The sequence below is a fragment of the Polynucleobacter sp. IMCC 30228 genome (assembly GCF_021395205.1).
Taxonomy (GTDB): Bacteria; Pseudomonadota; Gammaproteobacteria; order Burkholderiales; family Burkholderiaceae; genus Polynucleobacter.
The window spans coordinates 53,594-72,766 of sequence record NZ_JAJVCS010000002.1; the positions used below are offsets into that span (position 1 = coordinate 53,594).

Genomic DNA, 19,173 nt, shown 5'->3' on the forward strand with positions numbered 1-19,173 from the left:
ATACCCAAAAATCGTAAAAAGCTTGATAAGCTATTGTATTTACTTGGATGCCCCTTAGCGTTGCAGGTCGTCTAAGTAGTTTCCCTAATTAATCGTTGATAAATACTGTGAAATTTTTGCATTAATGTTGTATAGTTCTAATTATCAATAGATTAATTAAGCTTTAGGCCGTCTTCAGATAACCGTTAATTTTACAGAGGTTCAAATGCCAAGTGATATCGAAATAGCTCAAAAAGCGACCATGAAAAAGATCGCCGGAATTGCCAAGGAGCGCTTAGGCATTCCTGAAGACTCGCTAGAGCCATTTGGGCATTACAAGGCCAAGGTCTCATTAGCTTATTTAGATACCTTAAAAAACAAAAAAGACGGCAAACTTATCTTAGTAACAGCAATTAGTCCAACCCCCGCAGGCGAAGGTAAAACCACCACTACGGTTGGCTTGGGCGATGCGCTGAACCATATCGGCAAAAAAGCCATGATTTGTTTGCGTGAACCCTCTCTTGGCCCAGTGTTTGGCGTAAAGGGCGGGGCAGCCGGGGGAGGCTACGCCCAAATCGTGCCCATGGAAGATATTAATTTGCATTTCACGGGCGATTTTTCGGCGATTGCCTTGGCTAATAACTTGCTAGCGGCTTTAATTGATAACCATATTTATCATGGCAATACCTTGGGTATTGATGTGCGTCGTATTCAATGGAAGCGGGTAGTGGATATGAATGACCGCGCTTTACGCTCCATTACTGCTGGCTTGGGAGGCCCTGGTAATGGCTACCCCCGTGAAGATGGCTTTGATATTGTGGTTGCCTCAGAGATCATGGCAATTTTCTGTTTGGCCACGTCAATCGAGGATTTAAAAGAGCGTTTGTCAAAAATTGTGGTTGGCTATACCCGCGATTTAAAGCCCGTTTTAGCAAAAGATCTGAATGCGCATGGTGCCATGACGGTATTGCTTAAAGATGCGCTGGCACCTAATTTGGTGCAAACCTTAGAAAATAATCCAGCCTTTGTTCATGGTGGCCCCTTTGCCAATATTGCCCATGGTTGTAATTCAGTTATTGCCACTCAAGCCGCATTGAAGTTAGCGGATTATGTAGTGACAGAGGCAGGGTTTGGTGCGGACTTGGGCGCTGAAAAGTTTATTGATATTAAATGCCGTAAGTCAGGTTTGCGTCCTGCGGCTGTCGTGATCGTAGTAACAGTGCGCGCGATGAAGTATCACGGTGGAGTTGATGTTGCCAATTTAACTAAAGAAGACTTAATTGCCTTAGATAAGGGTTTGGTCAATTTGGAGCGTCACGTTGAAAACATTACTCAGGTCTATAACTTACCCTGCGTTGTTTCGATCAATCAATTCTTGAGTGATACCGATGCAGAAATCGATTTGATTCGTAAGCGGATGGATCGTTTTGGAGCAAAAGTAGTAGTGGCTTCGCATTGGGCCCATGGCGGTAAAGGTGCGGCAGATCTAGCCAAGATTGTTGTTGACCTTTGCGAATCTGATAAAAAAATGCAGTTTGTTTACGAAGAAGAAGATACGCTTTGGGAAAAAATTAATAAAATCGCAAAACGGGTTTACCGTGCTGGGGAAGTAAATGCGGATTCAAAAGTCCGTGCGCAAATTGCCAGTCTGCAGGAGCAGGGTTATGGGCATTACCCAGTATGTGTAGCCAAAACTCAAAGTTCTTTTTCAACCGATGCAAAATTACGTGGCGCTCCAGAGGGACACACCATTACTGTGCGTGAAGTTCGCTTGGCTGCTGGCGCTGAATTTATCGTCATGGTTTGTGGTGACATCATGACCATGCCTGGTTTACCTAAGGTACCTTCGGCAGAAAAAATTGACTATATTGACGGCAAAGTAACAGGCCTTTTTTAATCAGCAATCTTTTATCAGCGTAACTTCAATCAATTTATCTTAATTAGGGAGCGAAATATGTCTCGTAATTCTGCCGAATGGCTGCAAACCCCAAGTTTTCCGAACTCACATTTTGTCGACAGCCGCATTTACACCGATGAAGGTTTATTTAAAGAAGAGCAAGAAAAAATCTTTAACAAAAGCTGGATTATTGCTTGCCATGAGAGCGAGTTAGTTAATGCTTTCGATTATCGTACCTTTAGCCATCCAGGCGGAGCGCCCTTAATTATTGTGCGCGGTGAAGATATGCAGGTCCGCTCTTTTTACAATATTTGCCCACACCGTGGCAACACGTTGTTGTACGATCCGGTGGGCAATGCGAAGCGCATCACTTGTATTTTCCATGCTTGGATGTTTGATACCAAAGGTAAGTGTATAGAAATTTCACGTGGCACACAGGGCTACCAAGATCGTTATACCTGTGAAAATGCTGGCTTGAGAGAAGTTAGAACTGAAATTGGTTACGGTGGCTTCGTTTGGGTTAACGTTGATGATCAAGCGCCAACACTAAAAGAATATATCGGCGATTCGATGAATATGCTGGATGATAATTTATCGATGCCATTAGAAGTATTCCACTACCACAAGGCTATCGTCGATACGAACTATAAATTGTGGCACGACACTAACAGTGAGTTTTATCACGATTACATGCACTACTTCAATAAAGCTACAGGCATGATGCAGCCTGGTTATTTTGATCGCAAATATACCGGTTATCCCAATGGTCACGCAACGGTAGGTTCAATGGAAGTAAAGTATGACGCCTATACCAAAGGTAGCAAAGAACGTGCTGTAGGTTGGCCTGGGCTTGCGCCAGGGGGCTGGATCTTGATTGATATCTTTCCTGGGATGACATTTAATTTACGCACGTCGGTTTTACGCATGGATACCGCTATTCCACTCGGCCCTAATAAATTGATTATTGAATTTAGGGGTCTTGCACCGAAAAGCGATACTCCAGAACAGCGTGCTGAACGTATTCATGATCACAATGTCATTTGGGGTCCATTTGGCCGTAATCTGCATGAAGATTTGCTTGGCGTTCATGGTCAAGGCAGAGCGATGCGCGATGGGACTGATAGCAAGTGGGTGATTCATGGTCGCGAGGAAAATTCGACGATTCATGATGAAGTTGGTATGCGTCATTTTTATGCAGAGTGGAGCAAAAAAATGCAACGGCCCGCTTTTAATCCGCTTGGCGATAACAAGTTAAATGCTGTGAAAGAAGTTGCTTAACTTACAGACTGCTTTATTTTTGAGAGAGTAATAATGGATGATCGTATACAAATTTCAGAGCTTATTTATAAAAGTTTTTTGACTTTAGACGATTTGAATTTTGCCGGTTTTATAGCCTTATGTGATCCTCAGTACCACTACAAAATTACGGCTTATAGCCCTGAAATACGTAAAGAGATGATTTGGCTAGAGGAGTCGCGTGATTCTCTCAAGTTGTTATTTGATAACTTACCAAAACATAATAGCGATCACTCACGCCTCTCTCGCTTAGGGAATGTGTACTTAGTCAGTAAAGCAGGCGCCCATGAGTGGGATGCAGTCACTTTTCTAGAAGTTTTTAGAACTACCCTAGATGGGGGTGCAACCGAATTATTTGCGGTGGCTAAGGTGTATGACAAGATTACTGAAGCCAACAAAGAATTTAAATTACTGAGTCGTGAAATTAAGATGGAGACCCGCATGTTTGGCTTTGGTCACCATATTCCTTTTTAAGGCTTGATAAGTACCACGATGAAAGTTGAATTAATCGGCGCGGGCGAAACTACCCAAGTTTATGAGTCTAAAGCGAGCAGCCGCCTTTTATATTCTGGGTTAAAAGAGGGTGCGGATGTGCCCTATGAGTGTGCGACAGGAACCTGTGGTACTTGTAAGGTCAAGCGCATTTCTGGAGAATTTAGTTGGTTATGGGCTGAAGCTCCGGCACGTGCTCTGCTGAAATCGACGGATGATTTTTTATTATGCCAGTGTGCGGCCTCAACTGATTTAAAAATCGAGGTTCGTTCAAAATTAAAGCCGCTTAAGGCAGTCGACCAAAGGCCACAATGGTTAACCGGTGAAATTTATGCTGCGGCTACGGTTGCCCCAGGCGTAATGACTTTTTCGGTAAAACTTTCACAGCCAATCTCTTTTATGCCAGGGCAATTTATGGTCTTAGAGTTTGCAGGGATACAAGGTGGACGAGCATGGTCAATGACCAATCAGGCCAAATTCACGGATACGCTAGATTTTGTCATTAAAAAGAAACCCCAAGGACTCTTATCTGATTACTTATTTGAGCAAGAAAATGTAATTGGGCTGAAGGCTAATTTATTTGGCCCCATTGGCAAAGCAGTTTACGAGGGTGAGTTAGATCGAGATTTAGTCTGTATAGCAGGCGGGACTGGCATGGCTGGAATGATGTCGATTTTGGCAGCCTTCATCGCCTCTGGGGCATACCTGCGTAATCGTGCTGATGTATTTTTTGGTGTCCGCACTCCCGCCGATTTATTTTTTGTCAGCGAGCTAAGACAATTTGTCGAGCAGTCAAAAGGCGCTCTAAAGGTCTTGGTAGCCTTTTCAGATGGCCCTGCGAGCGCTGCATTAATCGCAGCAAACCCACTGCTAACCTTCGATCAGGGTTTTGTACATGAAGTGGCCATGCGCGTGATGGAAGGACAATTTACCCCCAAAACAAGAGCCTATTTGGCAGGACCGCCTCCCTTAGTAGATGGTGCCCTAAGAATGCTGTTATTAAAAGCGCGCATACCAGCAACAGAAATTTTATACGACAAATTTGGTTAATATCTGTCAAATTTTATGAAAATAATTCTCTACATTTATTGGAAATAGCATGGCTTCAACTTTTATCTGTAAAAAATCGGATATTCCGCAAGATGGATTTAAGGTTTTTGATGTTGCTGATGGCAAATTACTGATTGCCAATTCAGATGATGGCTACTATGGCTACAACGGCTATTGCCCACACCAAGAAGTTTGCCTTGCGGAAGCCCTTTATGACGGTAAGGTTTTAACTTGTCATGAGCACTTGTGGCAGTGGGACATTGTTTCTGGCGAGCCGCAGGGCTTGGCTGAAGGGCCTTTAGTTACAAAGCCAATTGAGCAAATTAATGATGAAATTCACTTGCTAGACGCCGCATAATCACCTATTTTTACGTATTTAAAAGAACTCTTGCAGAACTAAGGGATAACACCGATTCAGAATTTTATAAATTCCTATATTTTCCAATGGTAGGCTTATTTATAGGAATTTAAATAACGACCAGTTAATCAAACTGGGTAATAAATTGGGAGACACGAATGAAATTTGCATCAATTAAAAAATATAGCTTGAAATATTTGTTGGCTGGGCTTGTAAGTGCTGGCTGTATTTCGCCTGGTTTAGCCCAAACAATTGATTATGGAAAAGTGGGCTCGCCAGTTAATTTAGTGGTGGGCTATCAACCCTATTACACAGAGGCTTGGTCGGGCGTGATTATGCGCGGTAAAAAGTTTTACGAAAAATATTTACCCAAAGGCTCCACAGTTGAGTTTCAAGTCGGCTTGCAGGGCGCTATTATTGTAAATAATATGTTGGCGGGTAAACAACAAATTGGTTACGTTGGCGATATGCCTGCGATTGTTTCCACTACCAAGCCAGAGGTTGCCGATATTCGTCTTGTTGGTGTGTTGGGTATGGGCAAGGATATGTGCAATATTGTTTTAGTAAGGCCTGATGCGCCAGATTTTAAAACGCCCAAAGATGCCTTTCAATGGTTAAACGGTAAAATTATGGCCTCACCGAAGGGCTCTTGTACCGACAGGTTTGTGCAAGATGCTTTCAAAAAAGAAAATGTTAAACCTGAAAATTACCTGAACCAAAATATTGAAGTAATTACCAGTAACTTTAGAGCGAAAAAAATTGATGGCGCTGCAATTTGGGAGCCAACCGCCTCTAAATTAGTTGAAGAAGGTTTGGCGAAGCGGGTTGCCTCGGGTTTTACGGTTGGCTTAAGCGACGGCGGTTTTTTAACCATGCGTGACGATTTAATTAAAGCTAGGCCTGACGTTGCCCAAGCTTGGTTGAACGCTGAGCTAGATGCGCAACTCTTTTTGGCTGATGAGAAAAATGCTAAAGAGGTAATTGATATTGCTATGGCCCAACTTACTGGCTTTACCCGTTCATCTATTTCTAAATCGGTGTATGGTCAAAGCCCAGATCAACTGGGTAGTAAAGTACGTTTTAATTTGCCATTTACCTTTACTCCTGATGTTCGCTCACTACTTACGGGGGCCACAACGTTTTTAAAAGATATGAAGGCAATTAATGTTTCTGAATTACGCAGTGACGCGATCGTTTCCAAGTTTGCTGACGAAGCTTTGAAGGCGAGAAATTTAAAAGCGCCAATTGGTGATGTAGCAGTAATTAATCCGGCACCAATTTAATTTTTATGCGACCCCCTTTGTAATTAAAGGGGGTTTTTTTCGAGTATTAATTTATCAAATGATTTTTAGTTTACCGATTATTGCTATTTCATGACGAATTCAAATGATTCAAATCCAACAGTAAAGCAGCAGCGGCTGAGTTTCGAAATTCGCGAAGGCTCGTTGTTGGCGAAAATTTTAAGCCCACGCCTTTTTTTGATGCTGGTAGGTTTCATTATTTTTTTAGGTTTTTGGCACTTATCCGTTGAGGTTTGGCGGTTACCACGTTTTGCACAAATGCCAGCTTTGCGCACCGTTGTTACCGAGATACTCAGCCCCAATCCCACTTATGGCATTTCTATTTTTGTCGGCGAATACTATCAACATATTCTTGCCAGTTGCCTGCGTGTTTTCATTGCTTTTGCGTTGGCGACAATTTTAGGTGTGCCGCTTGGGCTTTTCTTAGGTTGGTCGACGAAATTTAGGGAATATGTCTTTCCGGTGTTTGAAATGTTGCGACCCATACCGATCTTAGCTTGGGTGCCACTGGCCATCATTATGTTTACTAGCCTAGAGGCGCCAGTCATTTTCTTGGCTTTTCTAGCTTCATTTTTTGTGACCGCCCTAAATACCATGCTCGGTGTCGAATCGATTGATGAGTCTTATTTCAGAGCTGCAAAGTGTTTAGGTGCTAAGGACTACCAAGTCTTTTTAAATGTGGTGATTCCAGGGGCTACGCCGTTTATTTTTACGGGCTTACAAATTTCGATTGGCGTTTGTTGGTTTTCTCTAGTGGCAGCTGAAATGGTCTCGGGGCAGTTTGGACTTGGCTACATTATTAATACTTCATATACCAATGTACGTTATCCAACCATCATTATTGGGATGGTGACTTTAGGGTTTATCGGTTACTTAACGAGCGCAATGGTGCGTGCGGTTGGTAAGCGATTGATGCAATGGCGTATGCGTGAGTTAGCGCTATCTGGAAATTAAGCAATGAATGAATCTGTAAAAACAAGCCAACATATGGGTCGTGGTCAAATTTCAATTGATAACGTCGTCAAAATTTATGATCCTGAAGGTGCTGCAGTGATGGCAGTCGATCATTGCTCGCTGGAAATCGCAGCTGGTGAAATTTGCATGATTGTTGGCCCATCAGGTTGCGGTAAAACTACTCTATTGAATGCGATAGCAGGCTTTCATAGTATTAATAGTGGCAGCATTACGCTGGATGGAAAACTTCTCTGTGGCCCCGGTAAGCCCCAAGCAACACCCGGCTCTGATCGCATCGTAGTCTTTCAAAACGGCGCTTTATTTCCCTGGAAAAATGTGCTGGATAACATGATGTTTGGGCCTGTAATGGCCGGCAAAATGGGTATCAAAGAAATTAAAGAAAAAGCCTTTTCGATGATGGCTGATGCAGGGCTCTCGGGTACTGAAAATAATTTTCCTGGTGAGCTTTCCTCAGGCGTTCGGCGCCGCGTTGAAATAGTGCGCGCGTTAATGAACGACCCGAGTGTGTTGTTGTTAGATGAACCCTATCGCGCGCTAGATTCATTAACAAAATCGGTAATGCATGAAGCTCTGTTGGATATTTATTATAAAAATAAAGTTACTATATTTTTTATTACTCATGATTTACAAGAGGCTTTATTTTTGGGCAATAAAGTAGCGATTATGACAAGTCGCCCTTGTAAGCCAAAAAAGGTATTAACCGTTGATATTCCGTATCCAAGAAGTTATAGCGTAGTAACCGATCAACGCTTTAGAGATTTAATGGAAGAGACTAGTGATTTAGTGCATGAAGAGGCGAAAAAATCATTCGCTGCTGGCGAAAGGGAGGGCTAGTTGATGATTCGCTCAGTGCAAAAATTCTTTTTTAATCGCTCTTCCCGTCGAGCCACGATTGCAATCATTGTCTTTCTGTTGTTTTGGGAAACCTGTTCACGTTCAATGGGCTGGTTCGGTTTTCAAGTGCCGTGGATTGGCAAAATTCCCGCTCCCTCTGCTGTTATTACAGCCTGGATTCCATTGCTTACCGATAGCGGCTATTGGACGAGTTGGTACTTAAGTTCTAAACGCGTCTTCACCGGTTTCTTAATGGCCATGATTCTCGGTATTCCTTTCGGATTATTGTTAGCGATTAATCGGACGGCCTATGGAATCATGTTTCCAACTTTTGAGGTATTACGTCCCATACCACCTTTGGCATGGGTGCCTGCAGCGATTATTTTCTGGCCTACTGCCGAAATGTCCATTGCATTCGTCACCTTTTTAGGCGCCTTTTATACGATTGTGATTAATGTGCTTGGTGGAGCGCAATCGATTGACCAGCGTTTTTTCCAGGCTGCCCGCTCAATGGGTTCATCACAATGGGATATTTTTAAACGAATTGTCTTGCCAGCTACGGTACCCTCCATTGCGGTTGGTGCTTCAGTGGGAATGGGTATTACCTGGGAAGTAGTAGTTGCAGCTGAAATGATTTCTGGCGGCGGTTCAGACGGCGGTGGTAAGGGCGGTGGGCTTGGCTTCTTTATTTGGGACTCTTATTTAGGGGGCTCGTACCAACAAATTGTAGTGGGAATGATTTCGATTGGTATTGCGGGATATTTATCAAGCTCACTAATTCGCGTCTTAGGTGATCATTTCTCAAAATGGACTCGCAGGTAATTGGGTGCTAACGCTATGACAAATATCAATATGAAAAATAAAGCTACAGGCGAAATTGTGCTCAAGTCAGTGAGTAAATCTTATGGCTACGGTGACAGCCTTAAAGAAGTGATTAAAGATTGCTCGCTCACTATTGAGTCTGGAAAGTTAACGGTCATGATTGGCCCTTCAGGATGCGGTAAAAGTACCCTAATTCGTTTGTTAGCGGGCTTTGAAAAACCAACTAGCGGCGCTTTAACTATAGATGGCAAGTCGATTACTGGGCCAGGCAAAGATCGCTTAGTGGTATTTCAAGAATCGGCTTTATTTCCTTGGCAAACTACCGCAGATAATATTATGTTTGGTCCGATTGCGCGGGGTGAAAATACCAAAGAATCGCGCGATTTGGCCGGCTTTTTGTTAAATAAAGTAGGCTTAAGTCAATTTAAAGCAAAATTTCCAAATCAATTATCGGGTGGCATGCAAAGGCGTTGTGAATTAGCGCGGGCTTTGGTTAATTTACCCGAGGTGATGGTGCTCGACGAACCATTTCGTGGTTTAGATGAAATGAGTAAAGAGTTAATGTGGGAATACTATGCAAATTTGTATGAAGAAAATCGACATACAAATTTTTTTGTCACTACCGATATTGACGAAGCTATTTTTTTGGCTGATCGCTTAATCATTATGACAAATATTCCTACTCAAGTAGCGCACGTTATCGAGGTTGATATTCCTAGGCCTAGAAGGCTAAAAAGCTTATTCGAGCTAGACCGTGCAAATGAAATAAAAATGGAAGCCTTAAAGATTTTGCATACTGAGGCAATGAAATCATTTAAGAGTGGAAGTAAGGCGGCTGCAGATTTTATTGACGCCTATTCAAAACGGGTTGAGCCGCTTGCGTCTTAATTTTATAGTGTGGTTTGTAATTTATGTTAATGAGGAGATTTAGAAATGTCTGATACACCAGTAAAAAGAAAAAAAATGACCATTCCGATGTTGAATGCGAAGAAAAAGAATAAAGAGCCGATCGTTCAGCTTGCAGTTTATGACTATGAGAATGCCATCATTGCCGATCGTTTAGGTATTGATATTCTTTGTGTTAGTGATACTGGTGGCATGGTGCTATTTGGCCATGAATCAACCACTTCAGTGTCATTTGAAGAAGTCATGTTTATGGCTCAAGCAGTAAAGCGTGGCTCGCAATATGGTTTACGCATGGTTGATATGCCCTACATGAGTTTTCATCTTTCCGAGCAACAGGCTGTTGATAATGCTGCTCAATATGTTGCAAAAGCTGGTGCCGAAGTGATGAAGTGCGAAGGCAATATTCATCACGCCCGCAATATTGAAGCAATTATTAAAGCTGGTATCCCTGTGCAAGGCCATATCGGTATTTGCCCAATGAGAATGCCTCAATTAGGCGGTTTCGTTGCCCAAGGTAAAACAGCACAACGCGCTAAGGAATTGGTTGAAGATGCACAGGCATTCGTCGACGCCGGTTGCTTCTCAATCATGACGGAAGTTTGTACTTCAGAAGTAAGTCAGTATTTGGCTGAAACGTTAGATGTGCCAGTCATTAGTCTGGGTTCCGGAAGCACCTCGGACGGCGTGCATATTATTGGTTCTGATTTATTCCATCTATATGAAAAGCATGTACCACGCCATTCTAAAATTTATTGTGATTTAGTGCCTATTTTAGAAAAAGGCTATACCGAATATATGCATGACGTTAAAACTCGTCAATATCCCGGTAAAGAGCATACCGTTTTTATGAGTCCAGAAGAGTTGGATAAATTTAAAAAACTGGTTAATTGGTAAGCGTTTTACTCAGAATTTTGAGATGCTATAAATAGAGGGCTGTAAGGCCCTCTATTTATTTAAGGAGATCGAACTGGGATTATTTTTATTAGCCACAACTGCATTATTGGCGGGAACATTTATTGGTGCGGTGGGTGTGGGTGGGGTACTTTTGATTCCAGCCCTAATTGCATTTGCTGGCTTAGATATTCATCAGGCTAGCGCTTCAGCGCTTATCACCTTTATCTTTACCGGCGCTTTAGGTACTTATTTATTTCAAAGACGGGGTTCAATTAATTGGCGGATGTCGGTACCAGTGTGCCTCGGTACATTAATAGCTAGTTATTTGGGTGCCGAAGTGAATGCTATTACAGGCGATCATTTACTAATTGGCATTATTGGTTTGTTGGTTATTGCGGCCGGTGTCTGGGCATTAACGGCGCCCATTTCATCAGACCTTGCAGGCAACTCGGCTTCTCAGGTATTGACAATTAAAAAAACAGTTGTACTAATACTAGTTGGTTTAATTGCCGGATTTGGTTCAGGTCTTTCTGGAGCTGGCGGCCCACTATTTTTTGTACCCTTGATGCTAGTCTTAAAATTTAGTCCGCTGCTGATTATTGGTATTGCCCAAGTGATTCAGATTATTGGTTCAAGCTCAGGATCGGTGGCGAACATTCTTAATAGTGCGGTTGATTTTAAAATTGTCGCCTTTATCTTGCCGTTTGAATTAATTGGAATCTGGATTGGCGTCATCATTGCTCATCGTGTTCGCGTTGATCGCTTAAAGAAGGTGGCAGCTTGGTTATGTATTTTGGTAGGCATTTATATGACAGTCAACTCCTTGGTTTAGTGTGATGCAGTCATCGTCGCTAAGTGATTATTTTGCGCAGCGAAAAATTCCTTTATTGGCACTCGGCCCTAGTCTTCTTTTGCCAGCTGAATTTTCATCGGTTGAGCAAGAATACTGGGCAGTAAGAAGATCAGTTGGTATTTTTGATTTTTCTTTTATGAGTACAGTTGAGTTAGTGGGTAGTGATGCTCTTGCCTTGCTTAAGCTAATTCAAAACCGTGATTGCGAGAAATTGGCGATTGGTAAAATTGCCTACAGCATGTTGTTAAATGAAAATGGTGAAGTTTGGTTAGATGCCACTGTTTGGCGACTGGGCCCTGAACATTTTTATTTAATTACCGGCAGTGCCATTTTGTCTTTTTTGTTGGCTGCCGCAAGACCTTATAGCAATTTGCGCTTGCTAGAAATTTCAGATCAATATCAAGTCATTGCCGTGCAAGGACGGCATAGTAGCGCCTTATTGGAGACTGTTTTGGGGCTTAAGGCTAGTGATTTACCACAATATTTTGCTTTTAATCGGCCACTTCGCTACCCCTCATTATTGATTGCGCGTCTAGGGTATACCGGTGAACTAGGTTATGAGTTATTAGTGCCTCGCGCAGAGGCTATTACTCTGTGGCAGCAATTACAGGCTATAGCTACTTTACCTGCCTTAGAATGTGGTTTTCTAGCCGCTAATATCTTGCGTATTGAAGCGGGCTTTATTTTATTTAGCAATGAATTAACTAAGCCACGCACACTTGCAGCCCTCGGAAAATTATTTGGCGCCGCAAGCGAGAGTGGGGCAGCAGGCTTGCAAACCAAACTCGTGGGTTTGCATTTTCCGCAGAGCGCTAAGGCGATAAATAGTGAGGTAAATTTCGACCGTGATTTAGGTCAAAAAATCGAGCTGACTAGTCACGCTTTTTCCCCTCAATTGGGATATGAAATTGGGCTCGGTTTTAGCTCTCAAGCAGTCTTAGTAGATGGGCCCCTGAACCCTCAAGCACGCCATGTTGCAGTGCTCCCTGGGGGCAGCAATTTAGGCCCTGTTTATATAGAAAAATTACCCTTTTCTGGCCTGTGTGCAAAGACCTAAAATAAGCCCTTCAGCTAATTTATCTATTTCTTTATCGTTTGATAGATAAGGGTAAATACTTAAGGGATTTATCTATGTATAAATAAGCCTAATCGGGCTATCCTAATCTACACAAATAAGTGTATTTAAATAAAATTAAAGAGGAGCGTAGATTGAAAGAATCGGAAAAGATGCAGGCCATAGTGGCGGCTTCGCAAAAAGAACTCCAAGCCTCTACCTCAATGTCGCAGGAAGTTACACGACGATCATTTTTACGCCAAACGGTTGCGCTGGCTGGGGGAGCAGGAACCCTAGGAATGGCCAGCACTGCAGTCTTGGCAGACCCATTACCCATACCTGCCTCCAATCAAACTATGGGCGCACCCTTAGTAGCTGCTTACGGTATGCCATCGAAATATGAAGCGAATGTGATTCGGCGTCGCTCCGATGTTTTGGTTAATAAGCAAACCTTGTCGGACTGGAGTATGACGCCACTGCAATCTACGCCAGGCATTGTCACTCCTAACGGATTATTTTACGAGCGTCACCACAATGGGGTGCCTGATATTAATCCAGATACCCATAAATTAGTGGTACATGGCATGGTGAGCAAGCCACTGGTATTAACCATGTCTGATTTAATGCGTTATCCAACTGTTACCAAATTTTATTTTATGGAGTGTTCCGGTAATGGCTTAACCGATTGGCTTAAGCCCGCTTCGAAAACAGTTCAACAAACTCATGGTTTACTCTCTTGCGCGCAATGGACTGGCGTGCCGCTTTCGTGGGTGCTCGATGAGGCTGGCATTGATCCCAAGGCTACTTGGATTGTGGCAGAGGGAGCCGATGCTTCAGGCCACTTGCGTAGTTTGCCCCTAGATCGCATTATTGATGAGGCCATGTTGGCTTATGCCATGAATGGCGAAATGCTGCGCAGTGAAAATGGATTTCCTTTGCGCTTAATGATTCCGGGTTGGGAAGGTAACGTCAGCATTAAATGGCTGCGCCGTATTAAAGCGGGCACAGAGCCTTGGCATGTGCGCGGCGAAACTGCTCGCTATACCGATCCAATGCCAGATGGCAAATGGCGTAAGTTTAGTTTTGAGATGGAAGCTAAATCAGTCATCACTAACCCATCGGGAAGTATGAAGATTAAGCCGGGATATAACGAAATTACCGGCTTTGCTTGGTCTGGTAAGGGCAAGATTGCTGCGGTTGACGTTTCAGTTGATGGTGGTAAAAATTGGCAACAAGCTCGCTTGGAAGAGCCCGTAATTGATAAGTGCCTAACGCGATTTAACTTCAACTGGAATTGGCAGGGTGGCCCTGCGGTTATTGCTAGCCGCGCGGTTGATAGCACTGGATATGTGCAGCCGACTGTTGATGATATAAAAAAGGTACGTGCAATTACAGGCTTTGTACAACATCACAATGGCATTTTCCCATGGAATGTCAGCGCAAATGGGGAGGTGACAAATGGCATTGGTTAAAAAAATAATAATAATTACAGCAGGCTTAACTTTATTGGCGGCTTGTTCAACAGCGCAAAATACGGCGCCTAAAAATACCTCTGGGGCTGCTTTTGGTAAGCCTATTGCAGAGAAAGATCTGCAGGCTTGGAATATTGATATTCGCACCCAAGATGGTCAGGGGTTGCCAGCCGGACAAGGGAATGCTGTAGTGGGGGAAAAAGTGTATAACGCCAAGTGCGCTTCGTGCCACGGACCTGATGCTAAGGGCGGCCCAGTATTTGGCCCGATGGTTGGTGGTATTGGTTCGTTTAAGACCAATGCACGCGTTCTAACTCCAGGCAGTATGTATCCCTATGCACCGATCTTATTTGATTACGTGCGGCGAGCAATGCCGATGGATAAGCCACAGTCTTTAACAAATGATGAAGTATATGCACTGTCAGCCTATATCCTGAATTTAAATGGCTTAGTGGGTAAAACGGATGAAATGAATAGCAAGACTTTGGCAGCAGTAAAGATGCCTAATCGCGATGGCTTTATGGTTGATGATCGGCCTGATACCAATGCAGTGCGTTGCATGACCAACTGCAAGCCATGAAGTCTTGATGCGGGAAATGAAAAATCGCCTGCGGGCGATTTTTTTATGGCTGTGCGGTTAAGCGCAGCGCCAGAGCGGTAGACGCCACTCGAGAAAATACAGAGTCAGCGCGCGAGGTCAAAATAATCGGTACTTGTGCACCCAGAATAACGCCAGCACATTCGGCGCCCGCCATATAAATTAAGGCCTTATACAAAATATTGCCGACCTGTAAATCCGGCACCAATAAGAGATCGGGTTCTCCCGCCACAATGGATTCAATTCCTTTGGTTTTGGCGGAAAGGGCAGAGAGCGCATTATCAAAGCCAAGTGGACCTTCAATGACTGCACCAGGATAAATGGGTGTAATTTGATGGGCATCGACAATGGATTTTGCATCCAGGGTTGCTGGCATGGCAGGGTTGACAACTTCAGTGGCCGCAATGATTGCAACTTTAGCCTGATGAATTCCCAGGCGGTCGAGCGCCTCTAGGCTACTCAATAAAATTTGCTGCTTTTGCGCTACATTCGGCGCGATATTGACGACGCAATCGCTGATACCCAGTAATTTAGGGTAGCTAGCCATCTCAAAAAGAAAAAGATGGCTGGTACGCCGTTTGGTACGTAAGCCGTCACGATCAACGATGGGACCCATTAAATCTTCGGTATGTTGTGAGCCTTTCATCAGCGCAGCAAATTCTCCTTGCTTGACCATTTGTACTGCTAATTGTGCTGCGGCAATAGGATTGTCGGGGGTGTCAATGAGACGAATATGGGTTAAATCTAAACCCACCTCTTTAGCCAATGAAGTGATGCGCTGTGCGGGGCCAAGTAAAGTGGGAAGGCATAGTTGATGCGCGAGAAGCTCACGCACAGTTTCAAGGGCTGGCAAGCTTAAGGGATAAACCACGCCCAGCGGCAAATGACTTTTGGCAGAAGCAATGAGCTGCTGCAAGCGCGGATAGGTAAAGCGACTCATTAGCTCAGGGTTTGTGAGACGCGTTGAGCCGCCTCTTGTAGTTGCGGAATATATTCCATCGCTTGATTTAGTGGCAGCCTAGCTGTGGCTGCGTGAATGGCAATTGCAGCAACCACGTCTTGGTTACTGTCGTATACGGGTACAGCAACACAAGATACGCCAATCACATATTCTTCATTATCGACCGCATAACCCGTCGTCACAATGCGCTCTAATTCAGACTCTAAAAGCGTGCGATCGGTAATCGTGCGATGGGTAAAAGGTTGTAGTGGAATATTTTGTAATAGTTGGCGGCGCTCCTCGGCGACTTTAAAGGCAAGCAGTAATTTACCGCTTGCACTGCAATGTGGAGGGAGCACTGTACCGGGAGGTAAATGTAAGCGCAGTGGCCAATCAGCCTCAACGCGGTCTAAATAAAATAACTCACCTCTACGCAATACCGCAAGGTTGCAGGTTTCGCCAACTTCAGCGACTAATTTTCTCAATACGCTGTGGCGAATTGCGGCCACACTATCGTGCGTAATCGTAGCAATGGCTAATTTAGCGAGGCGTTCGCCAGGGGCATAGGTTTTCCCCCCAGGTTCTCGTGAGACTAAGCCAGCTTCTTCAAAGATGGCTAAGGTGCGGTGCAAAGATGCCTTTGGCATGGCGGTAATTTGCATCAGTTGCGCCAAAGTAGCCGGTTGAGAAAGGGTGGCTAGTGCCTCCAAAATAACCACGCCCTTCAGCATGGACGAATTTTCATTGGCGGGGTCTTTTTTAATGCCCTCCACTAGGTCTGTCAGGGTCGTTTCAAACATGACTAATCAATCTCAGGAAATGGGTGAATTTGTTGATTTTAATTGAACGTTTCACTAATTAACCCATAAAATACCAGTATTTGCACTTATACGAAACAACTTGTTCCGTTGAGTAAGATTAGTTATTCTATAGGCTTTGGTCTGTGCGACCTTAAACGACCTTATTTATGATAAAAAAACGGGTACAAGAAGATAAAGGAATCAAGATGTCAAAATCATTTATTACCAAGTTACTAATTACCCTATTTATATCTAGTTTTGGGTTGATTTTTTCTGCGGGAGCTTGGGCCCAAGCATGGCCCACGAAGTCAATTAAATTTGTTGTGCCTTACCCGCCTGGAGGTGGAACTGATGTCATTGCGCGTATTGTGCAAGAGCCCTTGAGTCAGGCTTTGGGTCAGCAAATTATTATTGATAATCGCGGCGGCGCAGGGGGCTCGATTGGTACTGACGCGGTTGCTAAGTCACCAGCGGATGGCTACACCGTATTATTTACTTTATCCTCGCACACGATTAACCCGGCTATTTACCCCAAGCTTGCCTTTAATACCGAGAAAGATTTCTTGCCTGTATCTTTGGTGGCTTCCTTGCCGCAAATCTTAGTTGCTAATCCTGATTTTCCGGCAAAGACTGTTAAAGAAGCCATCGAGTTAGCTCGCCTTAAGCCCGATACGATTGCGTTTGCATCTGTCGGCAACGGCTCACCAGGGCATTTAGCAGGCGCGATGATGGCAACAGCAGCGAATGTGAAGATGACCCATATTCCATATCGTGGCGGCGGCCCAGCGGTTACTGATGTGATGGCAGGACAAGTACCCTTGTTATGGGTTTCAATACCTGCTGCAACCCAATATATTAAGGCCGGAAAATTGCGTGCTTTAGCGGTATCAACCACTAAACGCTCAGTGATTTTTCCCGATGTGCCAACCATGGCCGAGTCGGGTTTTAAAGATTTTGAGGTTGACTCTTGGTACGCTATGTTTGTGCCCGTGGGCACACCTCAAGCTAGTGTCGATGCGCTATATAACGCGGTAGTCAAGGTCTTAGCGCAATCGAGTACGAAAGAAAAATTAATCGCGCAGGGCGCTGAAGCTGTGGGCAGCACACCCGCGCAACTAGGAGCGATTGTGAAAGCTGAACTAGCTAAATGGAGTAAGGTCACTAAAGAGTCGAGCATTAAGGCGGAATAATGTCACCAGTAGAAAATTTAGTTGCGCGTGCCCGTGTGGCACAAAAGTCCTTTGAGCAACTAACTCAAAGTGAAGTAGATTTAGTCGTCGAGGCTGTGGCGTGGGCTATTTTGGAGCCGAAACGCAACCAAGAGTTGGCAGAGTTAGCTGTGTTCGATACAGGACTTGGCAATGTAGCAGATAAATTTAAGAAAAATTATCGAAAAACTTTGGGTTTGATGCGTGATTTACAGCATGCGAAGACCGTTGGTTTAATTGCCGAGGATGCGGCTACAGGATTATCGGAGTACGCCAGACCAGTCGGAGTGGTTGCGGCAATCACCCCTTCGACTAATCCTGGAGCTACCCCGATTAATAAAATTCTGAATGCCTTAAAGTGTCGCAACGCGATTATTGTTGCACCATCCCCTAAGGGCCAAACGACTTGCGCACGTCTATTAGAATTTGTGCATCAACAGCTCGATTTAGTGAAGGCGCCACGTGATTTAGTACAAGTATTGCCAAGCCCCATCACCAAAGATGCCACCTATGAATTAATGCGCTTGGCTGACTTAGTGGTGGCGACAGGTTCACAAGCGAATATTCGAGCGGCTTATACCTCGGGAACACCCGCCTTTGGCGTTGGCGCTGGTAATGTCGTAGTCATCATTGACGAATTAGCCGATTTAACCGCGTCAGCTAAACGAATTGTTCAATCAAAAACATTTGATAACGCCACCAGTTGCTCGAGTGAAAATGGCGTGGTAATTTGTGCGCCCGTTTATGCTAAAGCTATCCAAGCTCTCGAGCTTGCAGGTGGCGTGATGCTTGATGCAGACGACAAACAACGTTTACAAGAAGTGATGTTTCAGAACGGTAAATTAACCGCCACGCTCACTGCACAAACGGCAGAGTTTATTGCTGAGCGAGCAGGATTAAAAAATCCACTTGCTAAGACGGCCCGTTTTTTAATGGTAGAAGAAGACAGCGCTGGTGCGAATGCCCCATTTTCTGGGGAAAAATTAAGTCCGGTACTAACAGTTTGGCAGGTTGCTGATTTTGCGGCTGCTAAAGCAATGGTTGCCAAAGTTTATGCGTATCAGGGCTCTGGGCATTCGGTGGGTTTGCATACTCAATTGCAGGGCCCAATAATGGATCAACGCGCTGCCGAGTTAGCCAATGAATTGCCTGTTGCTCGAGTTATTGTGAATCAAGCCCATGCGATCGCCACGGGCGGCAGTTTTGATAATGGCTTACCCTTTTCCTTATCTATGGGCTGCGGCACTTGGGGCGGCAATAATTTTTCGGATAATCTGAATTATCGTCATTATTTGAATATTTCTCGCGTAGTTAGGCCCATACCTGAAATTGTGCCGACAGTTGAAGCTTTGCTGGAGAATTATTTCAGCAAATTTTCACGTTCTTAATTGTGTTTCTTTCCAATTAAATCTATTTAATTATTTAGATTTGACTTAATCATTAT

General features: G+C 44.0%; 19 protein-coding genes. 17 read left to right on the plus strand and 2 right to left on the minus strand.

The features are described 5' to 3' along the window. The first annotated feature begins 205 nt into the window (after positions 1-205). From LZT21_RS04120 to LZT21_RS04190, 15 genes are all read left to right on the plus strand, one after another. Positions 206-1,876 carry a formate--tetrahydrofolate ligase gene (locus tag LZT21_RS04120; protein ID WP_233923747.1) on the plus strand — a complete coding sequence of 557 codons (1,671 nt, stop codon included), beginning with the start codon at positions 206-208 and terminating at the stop codon, positions 1,874-1,876. Between the two features lie 57 nt (positions 1,877-1,933). Then, positions 1,934-3,154, plus strand: coding sequence for an aromatic ring-hydroxylating dioxygenase subunit alpha (locus LZT21_RS04125; protein ID WP_233923748.1), 1,221 nt, complete (start codon positions 1,934-1,936; stop codon positions 3,152-3,154). A 33-nt stretch (positions 3,155-3,187) separates the two neighbouring features. Then, positions 3,188-3,646, plus strand: coding sequence for a methanesulfonate monooxygenase (locus LZT21_RS04130; protein ID WP_233923749.1), 459 nt, complete (start codon positions 3,188-3,190; stop codon positions 3,644-3,646). A gap of 18 nt (positions 3,647-3,664) precedes the next feature. Then, a complete protein-coding gene (locus tag LZT21_RS04135; protein ID WP_233935835.1) occupies positions 3,665-4,714 on the plus strand; it encodes a 2Fe-2S iron-sulfur cluster binding domain-containing protein in 1,050 nt (349 codons plus the stop codon). Positions 4,715-4,763: 49 nt separating this feature from the next. Then, entirely contained in the window at positions 4,764-5,072 is a 309-nt protein-coding gene (locus tag LZT21_RS04140) for a Rieske 2Fe-2S domain-containing protein (protein WP_233923751.1), read from the plus strand. A 158-nt stretch (positions 5,073-5,230) separates the two neighbouring features. Then, complete coding sequence (locus LZT21_RS04145) at positions 5,231-6,355, plus strand: ABC transporter substrate-binding protein (protein WP_233935842.1); 1,125 nt, start codon at positions 5,231-5,233, stop codon at positions 6,353-6,355. Between the two features lie 90 nt (positions 6,356-6,445). Beyond that, positions 6,446-7,327, plus strand: a complete 882-nt coding sequence (locus LZT21_RS04150) for an ABC transporter permease (RefSeq protein WP_233989322.1) — start codon at positions 6,446-6,448, stop codon at positions 7,325-7,327. Positions 7,328-7,330: 3 nt separating this feature from the next. Further along, on the plus strand, positions 7,331-8,182 hold the full coding sequence (locus LZT21_RS04155) for an ABC transporter ATP-binding protein (RefSeq protein ID WP_233923754.1): 852 nt from the start codon (positions 7,331-7,333) through the stop codon (positions 8,180-8,182). Between the two features lie 3 nt (positions 8,183-8,185). Beyond that, positions 8,186-9,004, plus strand: coding sequence for an ABC transporter permease (locus LZT21_RS04160; protein WP_233923755.1), 819 nt, complete (start codon positions 8,186-8,188; stop codon positions 9,002-9,004). A 15-nt stretch (positions 9,005-9,019) separates the two neighbouring features. Next, positions 9,020-9,892 carry an ABC transporter ATP-binding protein gene (locus LZT21_RS04165; RefSeq protein ID WP_233989324.1) on the plus strand — a complete coding sequence of 291 codons (873 nt, stop codon included), beginning with the start codon at positions 9,020-9,022 and terminating at the stop codon, positions 9,890-9,892. Between the two features lie 45 nt (positions 9,893-9,937). Next, entirely contained in the window at positions 9,938-10,804 is an 867-nt protein-coding gene (panB, locus tag LZT21_RS04170) for a 3-methyl-2-oxobutanoate hydroxymethyltransferase (protein ID WP_233923757.1), read from the plus strand. 73 nt (positions 10,805-10,877) lie between these two features. Next, complete coding sequence (locus LZT21_RS04175) at positions 10,878-11,636, plus strand: sulfite exporter TauE/SafE family protein (protein WP_255696428.1); 759 nt, start codon at positions 10,878-10,880, stop codon at positions 11,634-11,636. Positions 11,637-11,640: 4 nt separating this feature from the next. Beyond that, positions 11,641-12,714, plus strand: coding sequence for a hypothetical protein (locus LZT21_RS04180; protein ID WP_233989793.1), 1,074 nt, complete (start codon positions 11,641-11,643; stop codon positions 12,712-12,714). A 152-nt stretch (positions 12,715-12,866) separates the two neighbouring features. Beyond that, the gene (soxC, locus tag LZT21_RS04185; RefSeq protein ID WP_233935855.1) at positions 12,867-14,183 is read left to right on the plus strand and encodes a sulfite dehydrogenase; all 1,317 of its coding nucleotides are present in this window, start codon (positions 12,867-12,869) and stop codon (positions 14,181-14,183) included. Next, positions 14,170-14,763, plus strand: a complete 594-nt coding sequence (locus LZT21_RS04190; RefSeq protein ID WP_233989328.1) for a c-type cytochrome — start codon at positions 14,170-14,172, stop codon at positions 14,761-14,763. The genes soxC and LZT21_RS04190 overlap by 14 nt, the downstream gene beginning before the upstream one ends. 43 nt (positions 14,764-14,806) lie before the next feature. On the opposite strand, the gene LZT21_RS04195 is transcribed toward LZT21_RS04190, so the two are convergent. Continuing rightward, positions 14,807-15,721, minus strand: coding sequence for a bifunctional enoyl-CoA hydratase/phosphate acetyltransferase (locus tag LZT21_RS04195; RefSeq protein ID WP_233935867.1), 915 nt, complete (start codon positions 15,719-15,721; stop codon positions 14,807-14,809). Beyond that, positions 15,721-16,521 carry an IclR family transcriptional regulator gene (locus LZT21_RS04200; protein ID WP_233923763.1) on the minus strand — a complete coding sequence of 267 codons (801 nt, stop codon included), beginning with the start codon at positions 16,519-16,521 and terminating at the stop codon, positions 15,721-15,723. Before LZT21_RS04200 ends, LZT21_RS04195 begins: the two co-directional genes overlap by 1 nt. A 206-nt stretch (positions 16,522-16,727) precedes the next feature. Between LZT21_RS04200 and LZT21_RS04205 the strand changes: the two genes are divergently transcribed. Beyond that, positions 16,728-17,711 carry a tripartite tricarboxylate transporter substrate binding protein gene (locus tag LZT21_RS04205; RefSeq protein WP_233923764.1) on the plus strand — a complete coding sequence of 328 codons (984 nt, stop codon included), beginning with the start codon at positions 16,728-16,730 and terminating at the stop codon, positions 17,709-17,711. Then, positions 17,711-19,117 (plus strand): aldehyde dehydrogenase family protein, encoded by a 1,407-nt coding sequence (locus LZT21_RS04210; protein ID WP_233923765.1) that lies wholly within the window; start codon positions 17,711-17,713, stop codon positions 19,115-19,117. Before LZT21_RS04205 ends, LZT21_RS04210 begins: the two co-directional genes overlap by 1 nt. Positions 19,118-19,173 lie beyond the last annotated feature (56 nt).

Coding starts and splice junctions, on each gene's coding strand:
- LZT21_RS04120 (WP_233923747.1), top strand. CDS start 206: ATGCCAAGTGATATCGAAATAGCTCAAAAAGCGACCATGAAAAAGATC.
- LZT21_RS04125 (WP_233923748.1), top strand. CDS start 1,934: ATGTCTCGTAATTCTGCCGAATGGCTGCAAACCCCAAGTTTTCCGAAC.
- LZT21_RS04130 (WP_233923749.1), top strand. CDS start 3,188: ATGGATGATCGTATACAAATTTCAGAGCTTATTTATAAAAGTTTTTTG.
- LZT21_RS04135 (WP_233935835.1), top strand. CDS start 3,665: ATGAAAGTTGAATTAATCGGCGCGGGCGAAACTACCCAAGTTTATGAG.
- LZT21_RS04140 (WP_233923751.1), top strand. CDS start 4,764: ATGGCTTCAACTTTTATCTGTAAAAAATCGGATATTCCGCAAGATGGA.
- LZT21_RS04145 (WP_233935842.1), top strand. CDS start 5,231: ATGAAATTTGCATCAATTAAAAAATATAGCTTGAAATATTTGTTGGCT.
- LZT21_RS04150 (WP_233989322.1), top strand. CDS start 6,446: ATGACGAATTCAAATGATTCAAATCCAACAGTAAAGCAGCAGCGGCTG.
- LZT21_RS04155 (WP_233923754.1), top strand. CDS start 7,331: ATGAATGAATCTGTAAAAACAAGCCAACATATGGGTCGTGGTCAAATT.
- LZT21_RS04160 (WP_233923755.1), top strand. CDS start 8,186: ATGATTCGCTCAGTGCAAAAATTCTTTTTTAATCGCTCTTCCCGTCGA.
- LZT21_RS04165 (WP_233989324.1), top strand. CDS start 9,020: ATGACAAATATCAATATGAAAAATAAAGCTACAGGCGAAATTGTGCTC.
- panB (WP_233923757.1), top strand. CDS start 9,938: ATGTCTGATACACCAGTAAAAAGAAAAAAAATGACCATTCCGATGTTG.
- LZT21_RS04180 (WP_233989793.1), top strand. CDS start 11,641: ATGCAGTCATCGTCGCTAAGTGATTATTTTGCGCAGCGAAAAATTCCT.
- LZT21_RS04190 (WP_233989328.1), top strand. CDS start 14,170: ATGGCATTGGTTAAAAAAATAATAATAATTACAGCAGGCTTAACTTTA.
- LZT21_RS04195 (WP_233935867.1), bottom strand. CDS start 15,721: ATGAGTCGCTTTACCTATCCGCGCTTGCAGCAGCTCATTGCTTCTGCC.
- LZT21_RS04200 (WP_233923763.1), bottom strand. CDS start 16,521: ATGTTTGAAACGACCCTGACAGACCTAGTGGAGGGCATTAAAAAAGAC.
- LZT21_RS04205 (WP_233923764.1), top strand. CDS start 16,728: ATGTCAAAATCATTTATTACCAAGTTACTAATTACCCTATTTATATCT.
- LZT21_RS04210 (WP_233923765.1), top strand. CDS start 17,711: ATGTCACCAGTAGAAAATTTAGTTGCGCGTGCCCGTGTGGCACAAAAG.